The sequence below is a fragment of the Streptomyces sp. NPDC002588 genome, assembly GCF_040295925.1.
In the GTDB taxonomy this organism is placed as follows: domain Bacteria; phylum Actinomycetota; class Actinomycetes; order Streptomycetales; family Streptomycetaceae; genus Streptomyces.
The window spans coordinates 113,415-132,901 of record NZ_JBEOWF010000010.1 but is presented as its reverse complement, the minus strand read 5'-3'; the positions used below and the strand labels follow the sequence as shown (position 1 = coordinate 132,901).

The window sequence follows — 19,487 nt, the reverse complement described above, 5'->3', positions numbered from 1 at the left end:
GTCCCACCCTCCCCCCTCCCCCATGTACGACTGATTCCGTGAAAGGAACAAGGCAATGAGCGCCAACGACCCGTTCGCCCGCCTCCCCGAGGCCGCGACCTTCACCGTCACCAGCACCACTCTGACCGACGGCGCCCCTCTGCCCATCGAGCAGATGTCCGGCCTGTTCGGCGTCCCGGGCGGCAAGGACGTCTCTCCGCAGCTGTCGTGGAGCGGCGCCCCCGAGGGCACGAAGAGCTACGCCGTGACGATGTACGACCCCGACGCCCCGACCGGCTCCGGCTTCTGGCACTGGGCCGTGGCCGACCTCCCCGCCACCGTCACCGACCTGCGCGAGGGCGTCGGCGACGACACCGGCTCGAACCTTCCCGAGGGCGCCTTCCAGGTACCCAACGACGCCCGCACCGGCCGTTTCATCGGCGCGGCCCCGCCGGCCGGACACGGCCCGCACCGCTACGTCTTCGTGGTGCACGCCCTCGCTGTCGAGAACATCGGTGTCCCGGCCGATACCAGCTCGGCCTTCCTCGGCTTCACCATGGCCCGCCACATCCTCGGCCGCGCGGTCCTGACCGCCACCGCCGAAACCCCCGCCTGATCGCCAGGCCGCCATGCCGCCATGCCGCCGGGCAGTGGCTCGGGATGAGAGGCTGACCGAGTCCGGCCTCCGTGTCCGCCGAAGAATGAGGAGTGTTCGTGCCCGAGCCGCAACCCGTCCCGCAGGCAGTGCTGAGCCCACTCACCAGCTCCGCCGTCTTCCTGGTCGTGACGGGATCCGGACGGGGAGGGGGCTCGTTCAGCCGGCTGAGCGGGTGGCCCGCACGATCAGTTCGGTGACGGGGCCCGGGTCGCTCACGGCGACCGCGTGGAGTGCGCGGACCCTGACGGTGTGGGCGTGGGCGCGTTCGGCCATCCACTGCTCGGCAGCCGGAGGGATGTTGCGGTCCTCGGTGGCCACGAGGTACCAACTGGGGATCTGCTTCCATGCCGCAGCGGTGGACTTCTCCTGGAGCGCGGCCAGGGTGATGGGCCGCTGCCCCACGGCCATCACCTGAGCGGTGGTGGTCGGCACTCCGGCCGCGAACTGCTCCCGGAACAGTTCCTTCTTGATGACCAGCTCCTCGCCCTGGCCGCCGCCGGGCAGTGGGCAGTACTGGGTGGAGGTGGCCTGAGCCAGGGTGCTGCCGGGGTACTTGCCGGTGAGTTCCAAGGCGCTTTCGCCGATGTCCGGAACGAACGCGGCTATGTAGACGAGGGCTTCGACCCGAGAAGCTTCTGCTGCGGCGACGCTGATGACGGCGCCGCCGTACGAGTGGCCCACAAGCACGATCGGGCCCGGAATACTGTCCAGGACGCTGCGGATGTAGGCGGCATCGCTGGTCAGCCCGCGCAGGGGCAGGGCCGGCGCGATGACATGGTGGCCTTGCCGCTGAAGCCGTTCGACGACGGCACTCCAGCTGGAGGCGTCCGATGTCCACCCCGACCCAGATCGCATTGCTCTGATGTCGTGAGGTCATGCCTCCCGTGTTCCCGGCGCCCTATCATGGGAGCGTTTTCGGAGCCGGTATTAGGCGGGGGCGGCTGATGTTGCTGACAATCACTGCTCAGGACGAGCAGCCGGGAGCGAGTGCCGGGGCCACGCATGACCTCAGGGCGTGGCTGGGCCGGCAGCGTGATCTGCGCGGGGTGATCACTCGTGCCGGAGGGACGCCGAGCCCGGGCGCCATGGGTGCGTCGACTGAAGTCATCACGGCTCTGCTGGTTCCGGGTGGAGTGGCCACCGTACTGGCGAGTGCGGTCGTAGCCTGGGTGCGCAGCCGTGCCGGCAAGCAGACGGTGACCCTCACCCGGCCCGATGGTGCGCAGTTCACCGTCACCACCGAGGGGGTCAAGGACCTGACAGCCAGCCAGGTGTCCGAGTTGGTGCTGAAAGTCGCTTCGTCGCTGGAACTTCAGCAGAGCACCGTGGAAGGCCCACAGCAGGACACCCGGGAAGGGTGATGCCGCACTCGATGCGCCATACCAGCGACTTTTCCGGTGAGTCGGCGTATGCCGTCGTGGTTGGGACGGGCCATCACAGAAAGGCCTCCGCCCTGGAGGACCTGCCCAGCGTGGGTGACACGGCGCTGAACGTGGCCCGAGTCCTGCATGAAGTGTGCGGCATGGACACCTCGCGTATCACCTTGCTGCTCGATCCGGAGGACGACGGAGTCGTCGTCGAAGCCGTGGAACACGCGGCGTCCACCGCGCGAGGGCTGCTGCTGTTCTACTTCATCGGACACGGCCTGCTCGGTCCTCAGGACGAGCTGTACCTGGCCACGCATTCCAGCCAGTCCTACGAGCGGGTCGCCCACTCGGTGCCGTATCGGTCGATCCGGAACCTGCTCAGCACCTGTCCAGCTCGTGCCGTTGTTGTCCTGGACTGCTGCTTTTCCGGGCTCGCGGAAGCAGCCTCGCGCGGCCGCCGGAACGAAGCTCTTGCCAGTGCTCGCCCCCAGGGCAGCTATCTGCTCAGTTCTGCCTCCGACTACGCGCTGTCGTTCGCTCCTGCGGGCGAACGCTTCACAGTGTTCTCCGGCGCGGTGCTGGAACTGCTCGAACACGGGGATCCGGCCGCACCCGCCTGGATGACCCTGGATTACCTGTACGCGGCACTGGACCGCAGTTTTGAAGATACGGCCGTGCGCCCGCACCGTCTGAGCGAGGACCGCGCAGGCGAACTCGTCATCGCCGCCAACCGTGCCTATCGCAGGCCATTGCGGACACCCCCCGACTCCCCTCACCCGACGGACGACCTCCCTTGCCCGTATCCAGGCATGGAACCCTTCCAGGCCGAGGACAGCGACCGGTTCTTCGGCCGGGACGATCTGGTCGCCGATCTCCTCGGCAAGGTCTGCGAGCCCCCCGGTGCTTCGCCGCTGGTTTTGCTGGGCCCCTCCGGAGTGGGCAAGTCGTCCGTGCTGCGCGCCGGCTTGCTGGCCGGCCTCGAACGCAAGTACGAGGCGGACGCGTTGACGCCCTGGCCCGTCATCCTGCTCGCCTCCCCAGGCCAGGAGCCGATGCGCGCGTTCGGGGAGCGATGGGCACAGGCCACGGGCCGGTCGTACGCCGAGGTCGAACCGGAGCTGGCGGCCGGACGGTTACCGGGTCCTGTCGCTGGACGTCCCCAGTGCCAGGTGCTGGTGATCGACCAGTTCGAAGAAGTCTTCACACAATGCCAGGACGCAGCCGAACGGGAGCGCTTCATCCGGCTTCTGTGTGCTGACCGCGGTGCACACGGGCCCCGCGTCGTCCTCGGGATGCGCGCCGACCACTACGGGAACTGCTTGTCTCACCCCGCGTTGGTCAAAGCGCTGCGCGACCGGTCGGTCATCGTGCCCCCGTTGGGCGAGGACGGCGTACGGGCCGCCATCGAGCAGCCTGCCCGTGCCGCAGGCCTGCAGCTCGAACACGGTCTGACCGATCTGCTGCTGCGGGACCTGCGGGAAGGCGGGCACCGCGATCTGGGCTCCGCACTTCCCTTTCTCGCCCACGCGTTGCGCGAGACATGGCTCCGGCGCAGCGCCGGGACACTGACGCTGGCCGGTTATGCGGACACGGGCGGGATCTGGGACTCGGTCACCGAGACCGCAGAGAGGATCTACCAGGAACTGGCCGAGCCGGGCCGCGAGGTCCTGCGCGATCTCCTGCTCAGCATGGTGCTCGTACGCTCCGGCAGTGGAGAGGCGGTACGCCGTCGTGCGGGCTTCGACGAGCTGACGCACGGTCGCTCCGTCCTGCAGAGCCAGTTGGTGCGTCTGGTGGGCGACCGGCTGGTGCATGTCCGTCTGATCACCCGGGACCGGACAGGTGCACAGATCTCCCACGAAGCCCTGCTCCGGGCGTGGCCAAGACTGCGTCAATGGATAGCCGAGGACCGGGCCGGGCTGGTGACCCGCCAGCAATTGGCGGACGCAGCGGACGAGTGGCAGCGCGCAGGCCGTCAACAGGCCTACTGCTATCGGGGCGTCCGACTGGCCAATGCGGAGGACTGGACACTCAAGGAGGGCAGGCGCAGGCCTCTGCGCCCGCTGGACGCCGAGTTCCTCAAGGCCAGCCGTGCCGCGGAGGACGCCGAGCGCACCCGGGAACTCACTCGTGCCCGTAGGCTGAAGCAGTCACTGGGCGCTGTTGTCATCGCTCTGGTCATGGCCTTGGTGGCAGGAGGGATTGCGCTGCAGCGCAACGCCGTCGCCCAGCACAACAGGAAGACGGCACAGACGCGGCAACTGGAGGCGCAGACACGGCAGTTGGAGGCGGCGGCACGCGCCGAGATCTCTTCGGACCCCCGGGCCGCGCTGTGGCTGGCAGTCGCCGCCTACCATCGTACGGGCGGAGACGGAACAAGCCGCGCGACACTGCTCGATGTGCTCAGCGGAACGCAGTTCTCCGGCTCGGCACAGGCGGGGACGACCGGGGGATCACCGCTTTCTTACAGTCCGGACGGGCGGACACTGGTGATGGGTACGGGAATCGGTACCGCGGAGATCTTCAGAGCGATCGGTTCCAGCCAGGTGCAGCGCGTCGCGGACGTGGCGCCGAGTCCGTACACGGAAGGCTTCGGACTCACATGGACCTGGGTCTCCGATCACTCCATGATGCTCATCGCAGGCAACGGCATCCTCGGCCGATTCTCCCTCACCGACCGGTCGGAACCCAAGCCGCGAGGTTATCAGCGCCTGGTGCGGGGCCTGGAAGCCGCGGGGTTCAGTACCGACGGCACACTGCTGGTGACAGCACCGGTCGGATTCGGGCCGGCCACTTTGTGGGCCACCGGTCACGGCTCCGGCCATGCCCGCTCGGTGGCGTCCTTCCCGACCCGCCCGAGCAGCATCCAGACGATCACCTTCTCAGCCAGACACCATCTACTGGCCTTGGGATGGCAGGACGGCATAGTGGAGCTGTGGGACGTGGCCGACCCCTCCGCACCGCACCGACTGGGACAGCTCCCCGGCACCGGCGACGCTCCCCAGACTGCCGCCTTCAGCGCGGACGGAACGAGGCTGGCGGTCGGCTCACAGGACGCGCAGACACGCCTGTGGGATCTGTCGGATCCCGCTCATCCCAACCGAGTGGCCGTCCTCAGCGCACACGGCGGGCCGGTGACGTCGGTCGCCTTCGACACGGCCGGACGCTACCTGGTCACCGCGAGTACGGACCGCACCGCAATCCTGTGGGATGTCTCAGCCCGGCAAGAACCGGTGCGAGCAGCCGCCTTCAGCGGCCAGCAGGCCCAAAGCGCCGCCTTTTCTCCCGATGGCGGCAGCGTGGTCACCGCAGACCCGGCCGGCCAGCTCTACTTCTGGACGATCACGGACCGGCTCACCCCGCAGAGGACCGGGCAGGTGGCACCCCGCACACCCGTAAAGTACGCCAGCCAGGTCATGCCCGTATTCCCGCACGCATTGCACCCGCGCGGCAGACTGCTGGCCCTGGCCACCGGGGAAAAGCAGATGAGCCTCATCTCGCTGAACGGCCCTCAGACGAGCCACACCACCGCGACGATTCCCGTCGGCGACTGGTACCGCCTCGAGACTCAGGAAATTTTCTCGCCCAATGGCCGTCTCCTGGCAATCACCGAGCAGACCGGGACCACAACCGTCTGGAACGTGTCCGACCCCGGCAACCCGAAGCAGTGGGCGCGGGTTCACATCGACACAGACGAAGCCGCCGTGCCAGGCTTGGCGTTCTCGCCCGACGGCACGCTCATGGCCGCGAACGTCCTCCACCACCCCACCACCCTGTGGAACATCTCCCGTCGCGGTAAGCCGGTGCGCATGACACGGATCAAACAGGCAGAACTCCACGGCGGAGACCCGCTCTTCATCCCCGGAGGCAAACTGCTCGCCATCGGTACGGACTTGTACAGCGTGACGGATCCGCGTTCTCCCCGACGGTTGGCCACGCTTCCCGACCCAGATGGTGACTACTCGCGACTCATGGGGAACGCAGCCGCCGTCAGTCCAGACAGCCGACTGCTGCTGTTCGACTCGCTCGGCCGCGGCATCCTATTGTTCGACATCTCGTCGCCGAGCAAGCCGCGCTATCTGAGCCGGTTGCCTGACACCGAAGACTATGGCCAATTCGCATTCAGTCCCGACAGCCGCATGATCGCAGGACCCGGCAGCAAGAACCAGGCACTGCTGTGGGATGTCGGCATACCGTCCAGCCCGCACACGCTTGCCCACGTCGATCTCGACGAAGGTCTGAGAGAGGTCGCCTTCTCCGCCGATGGCTCCAGCCTGTTGACCTACGACACCCAAACCGTCACGACATGGCGAATCGCCCCGCTCAGCGCAGCCGTCCGTGACCCGGACGGCCGTGCCTGCCGCCTGGCCGGGTCCAACCCCATCCAGGAGCAGTGGGCGGACGTTGCGCCCGACATTCCCTTCAGCAGAGTGTGCACAAACCTTCCCTCCGCCCCGGCGACGCCAACCGGGCTCCCGCTCGAGCTGTTGCCATCGGCCATTCCCGCCGGCCGTTGACTCCGAAACAGCCGGATCGCAGAGTCGTACCGCCGCCTGCACGGCTGCCGCTGCGGCGGTCATCGTCTCGGCCGGTGGCGGCGTCGCCGACGACCTGGTCTCCGCCCTCAACAATCCGGCGATCGAGGCGGTCTGCTCCCCCGCCGGGCAGGTCGGAAGCGGCAACACGTCACAGTCCAGCGATCGTGGACGAATCCCGCAAGGGGATGCCGCAGGCTGGAGCGGCAGCATCACCAACCAGCGGAATGCTCCCGTCGACTTCACCGTCCAGGCGATCTGCAGACACCGACTCCTGATCATCTTCAACAATGCGACCGGACCGCTGGGCCAGGGACGTCTGCGAAGCCCTCGACCACGAACCGCTACCGAAGAACATCGAAGACACCCACGCCGAGCTGAAACACCTGGTCAAGATCGACATCCTCACCGAGGCCGACATTGGCAGCTCCACCGGGAAGTAGTGACCGACGAGACGTGACCAGCATGGTCATCATGGACCGGGTCCTTCGAAGCCGCATCAGGCGGCGTATTGGACTCGATAGCGAGGACTGATTTAGACGTGATCAGGGTCAGCAGGACCAGCGCATAGGTTCACCCTGACGAGCCGAAGTCAGTAACGTGCGCCCACGGGCCTTCGACCGGATTCAGCTCGGGTGCATAGGCCGACTGCAGGAACACCGTCAGCCACTCCCGCGCGGCAATCAGTTCGCGCATCGTGTGCGGGACATGGGTGTTCAACCGGTCCCGCACCGGCCATCGGCGCCTTGACCAGGCGGTGGATGCCATCGAGCAACCCGATGCAGTCGCGCTCGCCCATGCTGCGGCGCTCGCCTTTCCGGTCGGCGTGTGCACGCAGTCGGTGGGACGACCACGTCCGCGACCCCGGGCGGAGAGCAATCAGACCAGTCACCGACAGCCGTCCAGAGCGGCGACCGCCGACCGTCACGGCCGGTGTGGTCCCGCGCCGTCACCAGGTTCGGCCTCTGGGCGGCCGACGGGTGAAACCCGCTTCGTCCTCGGAGCAGATCCAGCCCCCGCAGGCCGCCCGGGCGCTTTTACCTCCGACCAGGTCGCCTCCGTCCAGACGGTCATGGTCTGCTCGTCGGGTTCGGCCATCCGCCGCGCCGGTATCTGCGGGCTGAAGTCCAGGCTGTGCATGAGCCGGGTCGCGCCCGAGACTCTGTAGGAGATGTGGAACTTCCACCGATCAGCGTGGCCACCCGGCCGTCGGTCCACATCTGGTCCTCAGCCCAGCCCTGGGCGGTCGGCCCCTGGTCGAGGTACTCGGCCAGCCGGGCCAGACAGTACGGCGAAAGCCGGGCGCGTCGCCCGCCGGCCCGCGGGAGGTCAGCGCCTCCGACCCTTCGTTCCTCCACGTCACTCTGAAGAGCCGACCTCAGTTACTTGGAGGCGGCGGAGACGAGTCCGTCGAGCCAGGCCTGGTGGCCGTTGAGCATCGGGTTGGGGCGCTCGCCCGCCAGGGCCGCGGCGGGCCGGCCGATCTGGGTCTCCTGGGTCAGGATCCGTACCCGGCCGCCGGGCAGGTCCTCGACCAGCCAGGCGTGCAGCACGTCGAGGCGCTCCTCGAGGGTGCCGTCCTGCTTGGCGGTCCAGGACAGACGCCCGGGGACGCCGTCGGCCGGGGCCTGGAACTCCACGACGTGGGCGTCCAGCGGAGGGAGGCCGAAGGTACCGAAGCTGAAGACGAGGTCGTCCTTCAGCTGGGGGCCGCCGCCCTGCGGGAAGGAGATGTCGGCGACGTTGTCGTAGTAGCCCTCCCACTCGGAGGTGTCGATGAGGTAGCGCCATACGTTCGCCGCGGTCGCACCGGCCACGATCACCTCGTTGGAGACGAAGTTGTCGCCGGTGCCGGGCAGGTACTTCTCGGGCCAGTTGATCGCGTTCTGCGTGGTCATGGGGGTGCCTTTCAGGGGCTCGCGTGTATGACCTTTTCCGGCGATGGCAGCGCGACGGCACCGGGAAACAGATCTTCACCGAGCTGCAGGCCCAGGCCGACGCAAAGAACCTGATCACCTGGGACATCAACGTCGACTCCACCGTCTGCCGGGCCCGCCGGCACGCTGCCGGCACGCACAAAGGGGGGACCTGCAAAAGGAGCCGCCCGGCGGCATCACCACCGAGCCGGACGACCATGGCCTCGGACGCTCGCGCGGCGGCCTGACCACCAAGCTGCACCTGGCCGTCGAGCGGGCCAGAAACCGATGTCGATCGTCATCACGGCTGGACAGTGTGGAGACCCCCCGCAGTTCGAGCCCGTCCTCAAAGCGATCCGCGTGCCCCGCGTCGGGCAGGCCAGGCCCCGCACTCGCCCCGATCGCGTCCGGGCTGGCAAGGCGTACGCCTCTCGAAGGAACCGCGCCTACCTGCGGCGACGCGGGATCCCTTGCACCATTCCGGACAAGGCCGGCCAGGCCGCAACCGCAAGAACCTCGGCTCCCACGGCGGCCGTCCGCCACAGTTCGACAAGACCGACTACAAGGAGCGCCACGCGGTTGAGTGCGGGATCAACCACCTCAAGCGCCACCGCGCGGCGCCACCAGCTACGAGAAACCCGCCGTCCGCTACGAAGCGACCGTCCTCGTCGCGGCCATCAACGAGTGGTTGTGACTCCTTCATCCCGGCTGCGCGGGGTGTTGGTGGCTAGCAGGTCCTGCAGGAGTTCAACGATGAGATCGGGCTGTCCTATGAACGGGGAGTGGCCTGTCTGCCACTCGCGCACGTTAGTGCAGCGCGAGGCCATCTTCCGCTGCAGGTCCGGGGCGATGGCCCGGTCCTGTCCACAGACGACGTAGGTGGAGGGATCGTGCTTCCAGCTGTGGTGCTCTGGGACTCCTCGCCCGCAGCCAGGGGCTTGCGCACGCAGGAGGCCAACCGCCCGGGCGGCGAGAGGTTCGGGACAGTCGCCGTAGAGGAGGTCGACAGCCCGGTCGGGGTGCAGGCTGGTCGAGCCGTCGGGCTCAGGGCTGATCGCATCCAAGAGCTGCGGGGACGCACCACCCAGACTGGCCGCGCTCTCACCGGCGTCCAGCACGAATGCCGCCAGATAGACCAAGTGTCCCGCTCCGCGCACCCCGGTGATCACTGACCCACCGTAGGAGTGACCAAGCACAATCGGAGGCTCGTGCAGCGAGTCGATGGCGGCCTGGACCACGGCCGTGTCGTCGGGCAACGAGCCCCGGTGAAGCCCGGGAACGACAACGTGGGTTCCCGCAGCCCGCAAGCGCTCTGCCACCACGGCGAAGTGCTCTGGACGATGATACAGGCCGTGAACGAGCACCACGGCGGCCAATTTCGCCCGCCTCCTCAGGTCGGCGTCAGGCCAGTGATCCTAGTGCCGCGTCAGCCAACGTTTGCCTGGTCGCGGCAGAATGCTCTGTTGACCGGTGGGAGAGTGCGGACATGAAGATTGCCAACCGCACGCTGACGGCGGACGTGATCGCGGCACTGACGTACTGGCCTGACATCATCTGGGGAGGTCAGAAGAACCCTCCGGACCCGGTGGATCTCACTGTTCTGCCCCCCTTCTTCAACGAGGTGCTGCAGGATCTCCCCTGGTGGAACCGCGACTGGAAGGTCAGCCACGTCGAGCCGGGCCTTCCCCTGGAGATCGGGAGTGATCACCACAGTCACCCTTCAAGGTTCACTGAGGTGTCAGTGCCGGGCGCGGTCGGCTCCGGCGGGGACGAGAGCCTGCCGTTCGTCGCGAAGGTCGGGTTTGCGGGTGACCGACTGATCCGATTTCAAGCCAAGATCGACGACGTAGTCCTCGGTCCTGCCGTTGCCCCTGCTGGGCGGCTGGAGCCACATCCGTTCGCAAGGGTGCTCACCGGGTTGATGGACCTGCGCGGGATTCCGGTCAAGAGGATGGCAAGGGAAACCGCACGATCGATGTCCACCATCCACATGCTTCGCAGCGGAAGGTATAACCCGGAGCCGCTTCTTACCCAGGAAATCGCCAAGGTTCTGGGCATGTCCGAAGCGGACGTCAGAGTCATCGCTGGACTCGACGACGGCAGTACGCAGTAACTGACAGGCGGCGGGCGTCACGATGCAGCCCTGGCGCTGCGCCAAACGACGCTCGCCCTGTTGATCCCGGTGCGGAGACACTTGTCGGCGGCGTGTCCGTTTCGCCAGATGGTGCAGCGGCGGATCATGCTGCCCTGGGCCTTGTGGGTGGGGTGTCGGTGCCGTCGAGGGTGAAGTAGCGCAGGGCGGTGAACTGCGCCTCGATGCGGTTCAGCCAGGAACTGTTGGGGGGCGTGTAGGCGAACTCGACGTTGTTCGCCTCGGCCCAGTCGCCGACTCCGGTGTCCTTCTTCGTGCTCAGGTGCGGGGAGAAGTTGTCGAGCACGATCGCGATGCGAATCTGGGGCGGGTGAAGGCTGCGCAGGTAGCGGCAGAACTCCAGGAACTTCGTGCGGTGCTTCCTCGGCTTGATGTGGCCGTAGAGCCGGTCTTTGCCCAGGTCGTAGGCGGCAAACAGGTGCCGGACGCCGTAGGGGCGGGTGTAGGTCCCCCGCCGTCTCGGCCTGGGCTCGCGGTCGGGGTCCTTGTGCCGTCCGCCGCGTTCGGCCCACTGCCTGCCGGAATGGGGCTGGAGGTTGAGCGGGCCGAACTCGTCCATGCATAAGACGACTTCGGGCTCGCCGTCTTCGGGTATGACCTCGCCGTCGGCGATGCCGTAGAGGTGTTCGACGCGGGCCTTCTTGGTCGCGTAGCCCGGGTCACGCGAGGTCTTCCAGGTCTTCACGCGTTGAAAGGAATCGCCTTCCTCGCGAAGCAGGATGCGCAGGCCGTCGTGGATGATGTCGTCGACCACCCCTTCGGCGACCGGGAAGTCGGCCGGCTTGACCAGACTCCAGGTCGAGAACGGCAGGCCGTACTCAGCCGTCCTGGACTTGGCGATCTTCTTGATCTCCCGGCGTTCGGGCAGGGTGAACGTCATGGGCCGGCCGCCCTCGTACTTCGGGTGGAGCGAGTCCAAGCCGTCGGCGTTGGAGTTGTGGATCACGTCCCGGACCCGGTCGTCGCTGGTGAACGTCACTTCGGCGATCTTCGCCACCGGCATGCCCTGAGCAGACAGCAGCACCATTTGGGCCCGCCGCCAGGTCACCACCGAACCGGTGCCCCTGCGGATGATCCGCAGCAACCGCCTGCCCTCGTCGTCAGGTACCTCACGGGCCACATCGGAGGCACCTACGACGCCGACCACGACCCGATGAGCATGACCACCCCGGATCGCCTGGGTCGACCCCTGCATCCACACCAGCGCACTCGGCGAGCACCGCGTCTTTCCGTAACCGTGCCTCGGCCGGGGCACGTGTGCCGCTTACGCCCTGTACCTGCCCGACGAGTACGCAAGGGCGCCCCGCACATCGACGCGCCCCCCGCCCCATTGCCCCCCCGGGAGGGCCGCGGCATCGAGAGCTGGTCGGCCGGCGGCTTCGGCACCCTGCGGTCCGCCTTCAGGTACACGGAGAAGTTCGGCAACGTCTCCAGCCTCGCGGGCGCCCAACGTCCGCCTCCTGGTCGGCGACGGCGACTGGCTGTACGACAAGGACGGCAAGAAGATCACGGAGAATTTCGGCAAGTCGCTGACGCCGTACGGAAATCGACCACACCTACACCGTCATCCCCGGCGTCGAGCGCATGATCACCGAGACCAGCCGACGCAGCGTGTCGATGAGGAGCTGAACCCGGGGCAAGCGCGTGACGCCGTATCAGTTCCAGCAGTTCCGGGTTGCCGCCCGACATCAGCGCGGCAGCCGCAGAAAGGGCCACCGAGCTCCTCCGCAGCAGCCCGCCGCGCCGCCGTGGTGAACGCCGTCGAGTGCCTCCTCCCCGCGCGTCAAGCGTCTCGCGACCGATGGCCCAGCCGGGCCATCAGGCCAGGCCGCCTGTCGCCAGCAGGTTCTGGCCAGTGACCCACCGGGCGTCCGGGCCAGTGAGGAACGCGACGACATCGGCCACGTCGGACGGCTGACCCAGTCGACCAAGAGGTGTTATGCCGATGACCGCTTGGAGAGCCTGTGGGGTATTCGTTCCATGCAGTAGCTCGGTGTCGGTCGCACCGGGAGAGACGGCGTTGACCGTGATGCTGCGTGGCCCGAGCTCCCGGGCAGCCACCGCCGTCAGCTGCTCGATCGCGCCTTTGCTGGCCGCGTACGGCCCTATGCCTGGAGCCGGCCGCACAGTGTTCAGCGTCGAGATGTTCACGATCCGGCCGCCGTCGCGCATCCGCCTGGCCGCGTAACGCATTGTCAGGAAGACCGCCCTGGTGTTGACCGCCATCACGCTGTCGAACACCTCCGTCTCGGTCTCGGCGAACGGGGCCGGCGTGAATGTCATCGCAGCGTTGTTCACCAGGATGTCCAGGCCGCCGAGATGCGCCTCGGCGGCTTCCATCAGCTGCTCCGGCGCATCCGGCTCCTTCAGGTTCAGGCGCATGGCTCGAACCTTGCCGCCGTTCGACTGTACGGCGCGTACAACCTCAGCTGCGGCTTCCTCACTGGTGGCGTAGTTGAAGACCACGTCTGCCCCGTCGCGGCACAGCCGTTCGACAATTGCCCGACCGATGCCTCGGGATCCCCCTGTGACGACAGCAGCCATACCCTTCAGCACTGTTCCTCCTCATCGGCGAGAAGACGATCTGGCACGTTCGAACGTACTGGTGCCACTGCCGTTGCATGGGTGCTTTCGCCGAGCGCGAAGGTCGACGAGCAGGCAACTGACGTCCAAAACTGCCGATCATTAATTGACAGGTAACCAAGCAACTCCCCCGCCTGGCCGTTTGGGCAGGCTGCGTGGCGGTCACATCTGCCCCGGCCCTCGGCCTCGCTCCGGTCCCCGCTTCTCGGATTCCACTGCCCTTCCGGGCGGAAGCCGTATGCCCTGCCGCCTCCATCACCCTCGGGCAGGCAGCCGGGATTCAAGGGCCTGCTCGGCTCACCAGGACCACCGGCTTCTCGTTGTGGAAGCCTCGATCAGGGCGATGCCGGTGCCGCGTGACCCGAGCCACCCCAACTCGTGGACGGACACGGGAACTCCAGTGTGGGAGTCCGACTGCGGTCGCCGTTGAGTTTCGCAGCCGGACGCCGAAGTCGTCGCTTCATCCGCATGCCCTGTCCACGGTGGACTCGTGCGCAGCGCCCGCAAGGTGGCTCAGTATCGCGGGGCGATCGGGGATCGGCCGAACCGCGCCGTGTCCCGTGGTCGTCAGGGCCGCGGCCACCGCCGCGTACCGCGCCGCCTCCACCGGCGAGGCCCCCTCCACGAGCCGGGCAGCGAACGCCCCGTCGAAGGTGTCGCCCGCGCCCGACGCGTCGACGGCGGTCACCCGGTGTGCCAGGACGCGGGTCACTTTGCCGTCCTCGGCCACCAACACCCCCTCCTCCCCCAGCTTCAGCACGACCACCCTGGGACCCTGGACGCACAGTGCCCGCAGCACCGCCTCCGGAGACTCCTCACCCGTGAGCATCCGCCCCTCGTCGATATTGGGAAGCGCGATGTCACACAGCTGCAGACTGCGCAGGATCACCGCACGTGCCCGCTCCTGCGACCACAACGCAGGCCGGTGATTGGGGTCGTAGGTGACCAGCGTGCCGTGGGCGCGGGCCACTGTCATCGCGTGGAACGCCGCGTCGCACGCCGCCGTACTGATCGCTTGCGTGATTCCGGTGACATGCAGCAACCGCGCCCGGGCGACGGCCTGTTCGGGGACGTCGCCCGGCGCCAGCCGGCTCGCCGGCGAGCCGGCCCGGTAGTACGTGAAACCATGCCCGGCCGGTCCACGGGCGATGAAGTAGATCCCCGTACGCCCGCCCGGCTCACGTGTCACATGCTCCGTGCCGACTCCCTCGCGCTCCCACAACCGCATGAGGGCGGTCCCGAACGCGTCATCACCGATCCTCGTCACATAACCGGCACGCCCGCCCGAACGAGCCACTACCACTGTGAAGTTGGACGTGTCACCGCCATAGCCCACCGCGAAGGACCCGGCACTCTCCAGCGTCCCGTCCGCATCGGCGTTGAACTCCAGCATCGGCTCACCGACGGCAAGGATCTCGGCCGGGGCGAGTTCGGTCTCTGCGTGTGTCATGGCCTCGGATTCAGATCGGCGCGAAGCGCTGCGTACGGGGACATGGGGCGGGAGCCTTCACGGGCCTGCGGTCCCCCTCGGCCGTGCGAACCCGGCGGGAGCGGAACGGCGGGTCGGCGGTGCCGTACGCCTCCCGGATCCGTCGGTCGCTGACGCGGAGGGCGAGAAGGGAGGCGCACAGGCACAGGGCGGCCAGGGCGAAGAAGGCGACCCGGTGGGCGAACGCGCCGTCGGTACCGGCCGGTGAGACCGGCGATGCCGCCAGTGTCCCGGCCCGGGCCACTCCGAAGGCTCCGGCGGCCTGCCGCTGCATGTTGAGGAGGGTGGTCGCGTCGGCCGTACGGGAAGGCGGGATCGTGACGAAGGCGGCGTTCTGGGCGCTCGAGAAGAGCAGGCCGACGAATGTCCCGAGCAGGTACATCGACGGGTACAGGGCGAGGGGCTGCGGGGTGACCGTGAGGATCGCCAGCAAAACGATGACCAGCACGGCTCCGGCGCCGCCCACGACCATCAGGCGGCGGGGGCCGACCCGGTCGTGGAGACGGGGCACGATCTGGGAGGCGGTCAGCATGCCGAGCGCCTCCGGGAACGTGGCCAGGCCCGAGTGGAGGGCGCCGTAGCCGAGGTCGGTCTGCAGGAACTGGGGAAACAGGTACAGCACGCCCATGAAGGCGGCCCCGGTGGGCAGCAGGACCAGCTGAGTCGTACGGAACAGCTGGTCCTCGGCCACCCGCAGATCGATCATCGGATGCCTGGCCCGCAGCTCCCACGGGACCAACGCGGCGAGGATCACGACGCCGCCCACCAGTGGGACCAGGACGGCGCCGCTTTCCCAGCCCCGATCCGGGGCGCCGGTGGGGGCGTACAGGACCGCCGCGAGGCCGCCGCCCGCGAGGACGAAGCCGGGCACGTCGAAACAGGGCGCGCCCGGACCGGGGAACTCGGGCAGCACGCCCAGCCCGAAGAGAAGGGCGAGTGCTCCGACCGGCAGGTTGACGAGGAAGACCCAGTGCCAGGAGGCGGTGTCCACGAGCCGGCCGCCCAGGACGGGTCCGAGGGCGGGAGCGACGGCGGTCGGCAGCATGACGTACTGCTGCGCACGCAGCCGCTCGGCGATGGGAAACGCCCGCAGCATCATCGTCATCCCGACGGGGGCGAGCAGACCGCCCCCGCCCCCTGCAGGACGCGGTACCCGGTGAGCGCTTCGAGCGACCCGGCGCTCGCGCACAGGCTCGAGGCCACGGTGAACAGCAGCAGCGCGGCCAGCGCGGTGCGCCGGGTACCGAAACGGTTGCCCAGCCAGCCGGAGACGGGAATGAAGACCGCGAGGGCCACCAGGTAACCGATGTTGACGGAGCTCAGGCCGGAGGCGTCCACGCCGAAGTCACGGCCGATGGCGGGGAGGGCCACGTTGACGATCGTGGTGTCCATGATCGCCATGAAGTTCGCGGCGACGAACACCACAAAGACGGCGATCTTCGCGGGGACCCGGTGACCGAAGCGCGGGGAGGGGCAGGGGCCGGGTGCTGATCAACAACCAGACCGCCAACACGACCGGCAGGGCCGGCAACCACTGGATCAGTGCTGCGATGCGGGGGGGCAGGAGGCGACTTCGGAGAGACTCCGCGTCGACCGGCAGCTCTAAAGGCCTTGGTCAACGGCCCCGACCCTATCCACCTCGCGGAGGTCTTCGGACTCGACTAGAAGACCGCGATGCGCTACGCGGACTCCGCACGTGCTCTGCTGGAACAGGCCGTCGAGCAGTCATCGCCGTGAAACCCGCTCGACCTGGTTACCCCCGTGAAGAGATCATTGGGCATGGAGTTCCTCTGCTACCACCGCGACCGGCCCGGCTCCCTGCCGCTGCGCTACGGACTGCTGGAAGAGCATTGGTCATATATGGACCAGTACGAGAAAGAGATGATCGCCCGGGGTCCGACCCTCGCCGACGACGGCGACACACCCACCGGCAGCGTGCACATCGTCGACCTGCCCGATCCCGCCGCTGCCCGCACGTTCGCCTTCGACGAGCCGAACTACCAGGCCGGCGTATACCGGGATGTGCTGCTGCGACGGTGGCACAACACGCTGGGGCGCACCATGTGGGACTTTCCCGGCGGCCCGACCGGCGGCAACCGGTACCTGGTGCTCGGCCTCGGCACGGGGCAGGCCGCCGACACCGCGGTGCCGCCCGACCGGGACGAGCTAATCGCCTACGGGCCACTGTTGTCCGATGACGGCGCCACCTGGCTGGGCACGGCGGCATTGGTCCAGGCGCCGGACCCGGACACGGCACACGCCATCCTGACCCCGGACCGGTATGCCGACATCGAGGTGCACAACTGGCAGTTCGGCGGGCGCCGGTGATGACCGAGAACGCCCCGGCCGATGTCACCGCCGAAGCCCTTCGGATCGCTCAGCATCCTCGTGTTCCACCCGAACCCACGGATGCATCGGCCTGACGCACAACGGTGAACCCGTGGGTTCGCGCTGAAGGACCTTCAGTTTCCCTGAACCCACGAGGATCGACGGCGTCGGGGATCAATGGAACCGTGAGTACCGGTGAGATTGATCATGGATCCGGGGCTGTTGCCACGGAACGGACGGTTCGTGGAGGAGCCGACCCGCCCGGAACTGGAGCGATTCTTCTTCCTGGATGACGTGGACCGTGGCCTGATCGCGTTGCGGCGCACACAGCACCACCAGCTCGGCTTCGCGGTGCAGATGGTCACGGTCCGGTACGTCGGCCGGCTCTTGGTGGAGAGCCCGCTGGACGTGCCGTGGTCGGTGATCGGGCGCCTTGGCCGCGCAGCCGGGGATCGAGGATCCCTGGGTGGTGAAGCGGTACGCCGAACGGCGGCAGACGGTGGACGACCACGCGTGGGAGATCCGGGACGCCTACGGGTACCACCTGTTCGAGGGCACAAGCTCGCCCGGGACATCTGGCACGGCAAGCGCGGGCAGATCATGCAGGCGTATCGCGAGCCAGGAGGACCGGCTCGGCGCGCTCGGACTGGTGCTGAACGCCGCGGTGTTGTGGACCACCTGCTACCTGGACGCCGCGATGGCCGCGCTGCGAGAACCGTCTGCCGCGGCACGCGAGTACGAGATCCGGGACGAGGACGTCGCCGGGTTGTCCCGCTCGAGCACGCCAACCTCGACGTGCTGGGCCGCTACACCTTCCGGGCCTCCACCTCGGCCGACGATGCCGCGGCAGCTGCGCGACCCGGCCGACGCCGAGGAGGAGGATGAGCCCGGAGAGGGCTGAATCGGCCGCACGCCGGGGAACGGCGGCGCTCGGCGCGACTACCAGCCGTCTGAGGCGAAGGTGAGCGGGGCGACGCACGGCTGCAGGAGCCCGGCAGCAGCGGCAGCGGCAGCGGCAGCGGCAGCGGCAGCGGCAGCGGCAGGAACTGGAGCGGGTCAGCAAAGGCTCCGGTGATCTGCAGGACGGCGCCGGTGGTCCGGGCGGCCCGGCGCCAGTCGCGGGTCGCGGGTCGCGGGTCGCGGGTCGCGGCCAGCAGGCCGGTGTACCAGGGGCCGCCGGGACCGGTGAACGTGAGCTGCTGGCCGGTCAGAACGGCGGACCACTGCGGATGCGGCTCGGTCCAGCTCTCGGGCTGCCGCTGCCCGCACCAACCGTCGTTCCCGCGCGCCGGCGGGGCGGCGAAATGCTGCGTGTGGACGACGGCTGGACGGCCGTGGTTCAGCTCAGGCCACGCGGCTTGGCCTGGGTGGGCGGCCAGAGCACCGCTCACGGTGTCTGTTGGTTCTCGTGTGCGGCCTCCAGGACGACGGCCAGTCGGTCGGCGACGTGGGCCGAGCAGCCGCCGAGTTCCACGAAGCCGCGCTCCATCACCGGGTAGCTGCCGCGGGACAGACCGCAGGGTGATGCCGTGAAGCGCGAGGACGACGATCAGACTCACCAGCACCAAGGCCGACACTCGACGATCACTGGCACACCTTTGGCGGCTGACACACCCTTACCGTTCAACCCCGCAGCAATACCGGCAAGCCTCCCCCGGCCAAGCCGATCTCTCGGTACGGCAACGGCTCTCCAGCAGCCAACACTTGACCAGTGCTCTGACCGCGCAGGTTCGCCGGGCTGTTGTGGCTGAGTGCTTCAGTTGGCCTATGAGCAGGGGGGTTGGCCCCGCTGAGCGCCATGATGGGCATTCCACCTGGTACGCGTCGCAGCTGTTCGTGACGCCCCTGTTGCCGGAACTGTGGGCTCCGTCACGGCGGTTGCGATTTCCTGCTGATGAACTCGCCGGATGGCGCTCCTCCTCATGTTCGTCATCCCGGCCGGGCTGATCTCTTTCTGCGCCCTCGTCGGCTATGGCCTCGGCACCCTCGGCCGGGTGGGACTCCGTCGTGCCGACCGTCAGAGATGGCTCCGAAGCAGCGCCGCTCTCCTGGGGGCCGTCGCGGCGGCCCTCTATACGTGGGGCCTACTCCACATCGCCGGATCGGTCTTGGACGCGGAAGACGGTGGCACCGACTCGTCACCGCTTCGGCCCTGTCGGACCCCCGGGCAGTGGGAGCGAGCCTTGAGCGTCGTCGACTACACCGTGGACTACCTGCCCCTCCGGTTCGTCTGTGAGACGAAGGACGGCGGGAACTATGCCGCCGAGTCCGTTCCGGGCTACGTCAACCCGGCCGTGCTGGGCTTTGCTCTGGCCACCGCGGTATCTCTCGGAGCTGCGGCCTTCAAATCGGAGCGTCCCGGCGGAAGTGGGCCGGCCGTGTGAGCCGGGGTGCCCGGCCGAACCCCGCGACATCCACCGGCAGGGCCAAACCAGGCAGCCAGCGCGTGGGCCAATGCCACGCTCAGCAGGCCAAGCGAC

The 19,487-nt window shown here is 68.2% G+C and carries 12 protein-coding genes and 4 pseudogenes; 8 read left to right on the top strand and 8 right to left on the bottom strand.

Going from position 1 to position 19,487, the window contains the following annotated elements:
* Positions 1-55: 55 nt before the first annotated feature.
* Positions 56-595 carry a YbhB/YbcL family Raf kinase inhibitor-like protein gene (locus ABT057_RS13780; RefSeq protein ID WP_352343000.1) on the top strand — a complete coding sequence of 180 codons (540 nt, stop codon included), beginning with the start codon at positions 56-58 and terminating at the stop codon, positions 593-595.
* 198 nt (positions 596-793) lie between these two features.
* On the opposite strand, the gene ABT057_RS13775 is transcribed toward ABT057_RS13780, so the two are convergent.
* Complete coding sequence (locus tag ABT057_RS13775; protein ID WP_352342999.1) at positions 794-1,492, bottom strand: alpha/beta fold hydrolase; 699 nt, start codon at positions 1,490-1,492, stop codon at positions 794-796.
* Between the two features lie 89 nt (positions 1,493-1,581).
* On the opposite strand from ABT057_RS13775, the gene ABT057_RS13770 reads away from it, so the two are divergent.
* From ABT057_RS13770 to ABT057_RS13760, 3 genes are all read left to right on the top strand, one after another.
* Entirely contained in the window at positions 1,582-1,998 is a 417-nt protein-coding gene (locus tag ABT057_RS13770) for an effector-associated constant component EACC1 (protein WP_352342997.1), read from the top strand.
* Positions 1,998-6,521 carry a caspase, EACC1-associated type gene (locus ABT057_RS13765; protein WP_352342996.1) on the top strand — a complete coding sequence of 1,508 codons (4,524 nt, stop codon included), beginning with the start codon at positions 1,998-2,000 and terminating at the stop codon, positions 6,519-6,521. The genes ABT057_RS13770 and ABT057_RS13765 overlap by 1 nt, the downstream gene beginning before the upstream one ends.
* Positions 6,522-6,829: 308 nt before the next feature.
* Positions 6,830-6,982, top strand: coding sequence for a hypothetical protein (locus ABT057_RS13760; RefSeq protein WP_352342994.1), 153 nt, complete (start codon positions 6,830-6,832; stop codon positions 6,980-6,982).
* A gap of 154 nt (positions 6,983-7,136) precedes the next feature.
* Here the strand turns inward: ABT057_RS13760 and ABT057_RS49180 are convergent.
* The 3 genes and pseudogenes from ABT057_RS49180 to ABT057_RS13740 form a co-directional block, all read right to left on the bottom strand.
* A pseudogene (locus tag ABT057_RS49180) lies at positions 7,137-7,896 on the bottom strand (winged helix-turn-helix domain-containing protein); the annotation flags it as partial.
* A gap of 25 nt (positions 7,897-7,921) precedes the next feature.
* Positions 7,922-8,437, bottom strand: coding sequence for an SRPBCC family protein (locus ABT057_RS13745; protein WP_352342991.1), 516 nt, complete (start codon positions 8,435-8,437; stop codon positions 7,922-7,924).
* 695 nt (positions 8,438-9,132) lie between these two features.
* Positions 9,133-9,831, bottom strand: a complete 699-nt coding sequence (locus tag ABT057_RS13740; RefSeq protein WP_352342989.1) for an alpha/beta hydrolase — start codon at positions 9,829-9,831, stop codon at positions 9,133-9,135.
* A 110-nt stretch (positions 9,832-9,941) separates the two neighbouring features.
* Here ABT057_RS13740 and ABT057_RS13735 point away from each other — a divergent pair, with 110 nt between their 5' ends.
* Positions 9,942-10,568, top strand: a complete 627-nt coding sequence (locus ABT057_RS13735) for a helix-turn-helix domain-containing protein (protein WP_352342987.1) — start codon at positions 9,942-9,944, stop codon at positions 10,566-10,568.
* A gap of 17 nt (positions 10,569-10,585) precedes the next feature.
* Here the strand turns inward: ABT057_RS13735 and ABT057_RS13730 are convergent.
* The 4 genes and pseudogenes from ABT057_RS13730 to ABT057_RS13715 form a co-directional block, all read right to left on the bottom strand.
* Positions 10,586-11,727 (bottom strand): annotated as a pseudogene (locus ABT057_RS13730) (IS630 family transposase).
* Positions 11,728-12,425: 698 nt separating this feature from the next.
* The gene (locus ABT057_RS13725) at positions 12,426-13,151 is read right to left on the bottom strand and encodes a glucose 1-dehydrogenase (RefSeq protein ID WP_352343164.1); all 726 of its coding nucleotides are present in this window, start codon (positions 13,149-13,151) and stop codon (positions 12,426-12,428) included.
* Positions 13,152-13,650: 499 nt separating this feature from the next.
* Positions 13,651-14,640 (bottom strand): sugar kinase, encoded by a 990-nt coding sequence (locus tag ABT057_RS13720; protein WP_352342985.1) that lies wholly within the window; start codon positions 14,638-14,640, stop codon positions 13,651-13,653.
* A 10-nt stretch (positions 14,641-14,650) separates the two neighbouring features.
* A pseudogene (locus tag ABT057_RS13715) lies at positions 14,651-16,071 on the bottom strand (MDR family MFS transporter).
* A 387-nt stretch (positions 16,072-16,458) separates the two neighbouring features.
* Here ABT057_RS13715 and ABT057_RS13710 point away from each other — a divergent pair.
* The 3 genes and pseudogenes from ABT057_RS13710 to ABT057_RS13695 all read left to right on the top strand — a co-directional run bounded on the left by ABT057_RS13710 (position 16,459) and on the right by ABT057_RS13695 (position 19,391).
* Complete coding sequence (locus tag ABT057_RS13710; protein WP_352343163.1) at positions 16,459-17,007, top strand: YciI family protein; 549 nt, start codon at positions 16,459-16,461, stop codon at positions 17,005-17,007.
* A gap of 207 nt (positions 17,008-17,214) precedes the next feature.
* Positions 17,215-17,560, top strand: a pseudogene (locus tag ABT057_RS13705) (DUF4158 domain-containing protein); the annotation flags it as partial.
* Between the two features lie 1,354 nt (positions 17,561-18,914).
* A complete protein-coding gene (locus ABT057_RS13695; RefSeq protein ID WP_352342983.1) occupies positions 18,915-19,391 on the top strand; it encodes a hypothetical protein in 477 nt (158 codons plus the stop codon).
* Positions 19,392-19,487: the final 96 nt, after the last annotated feature.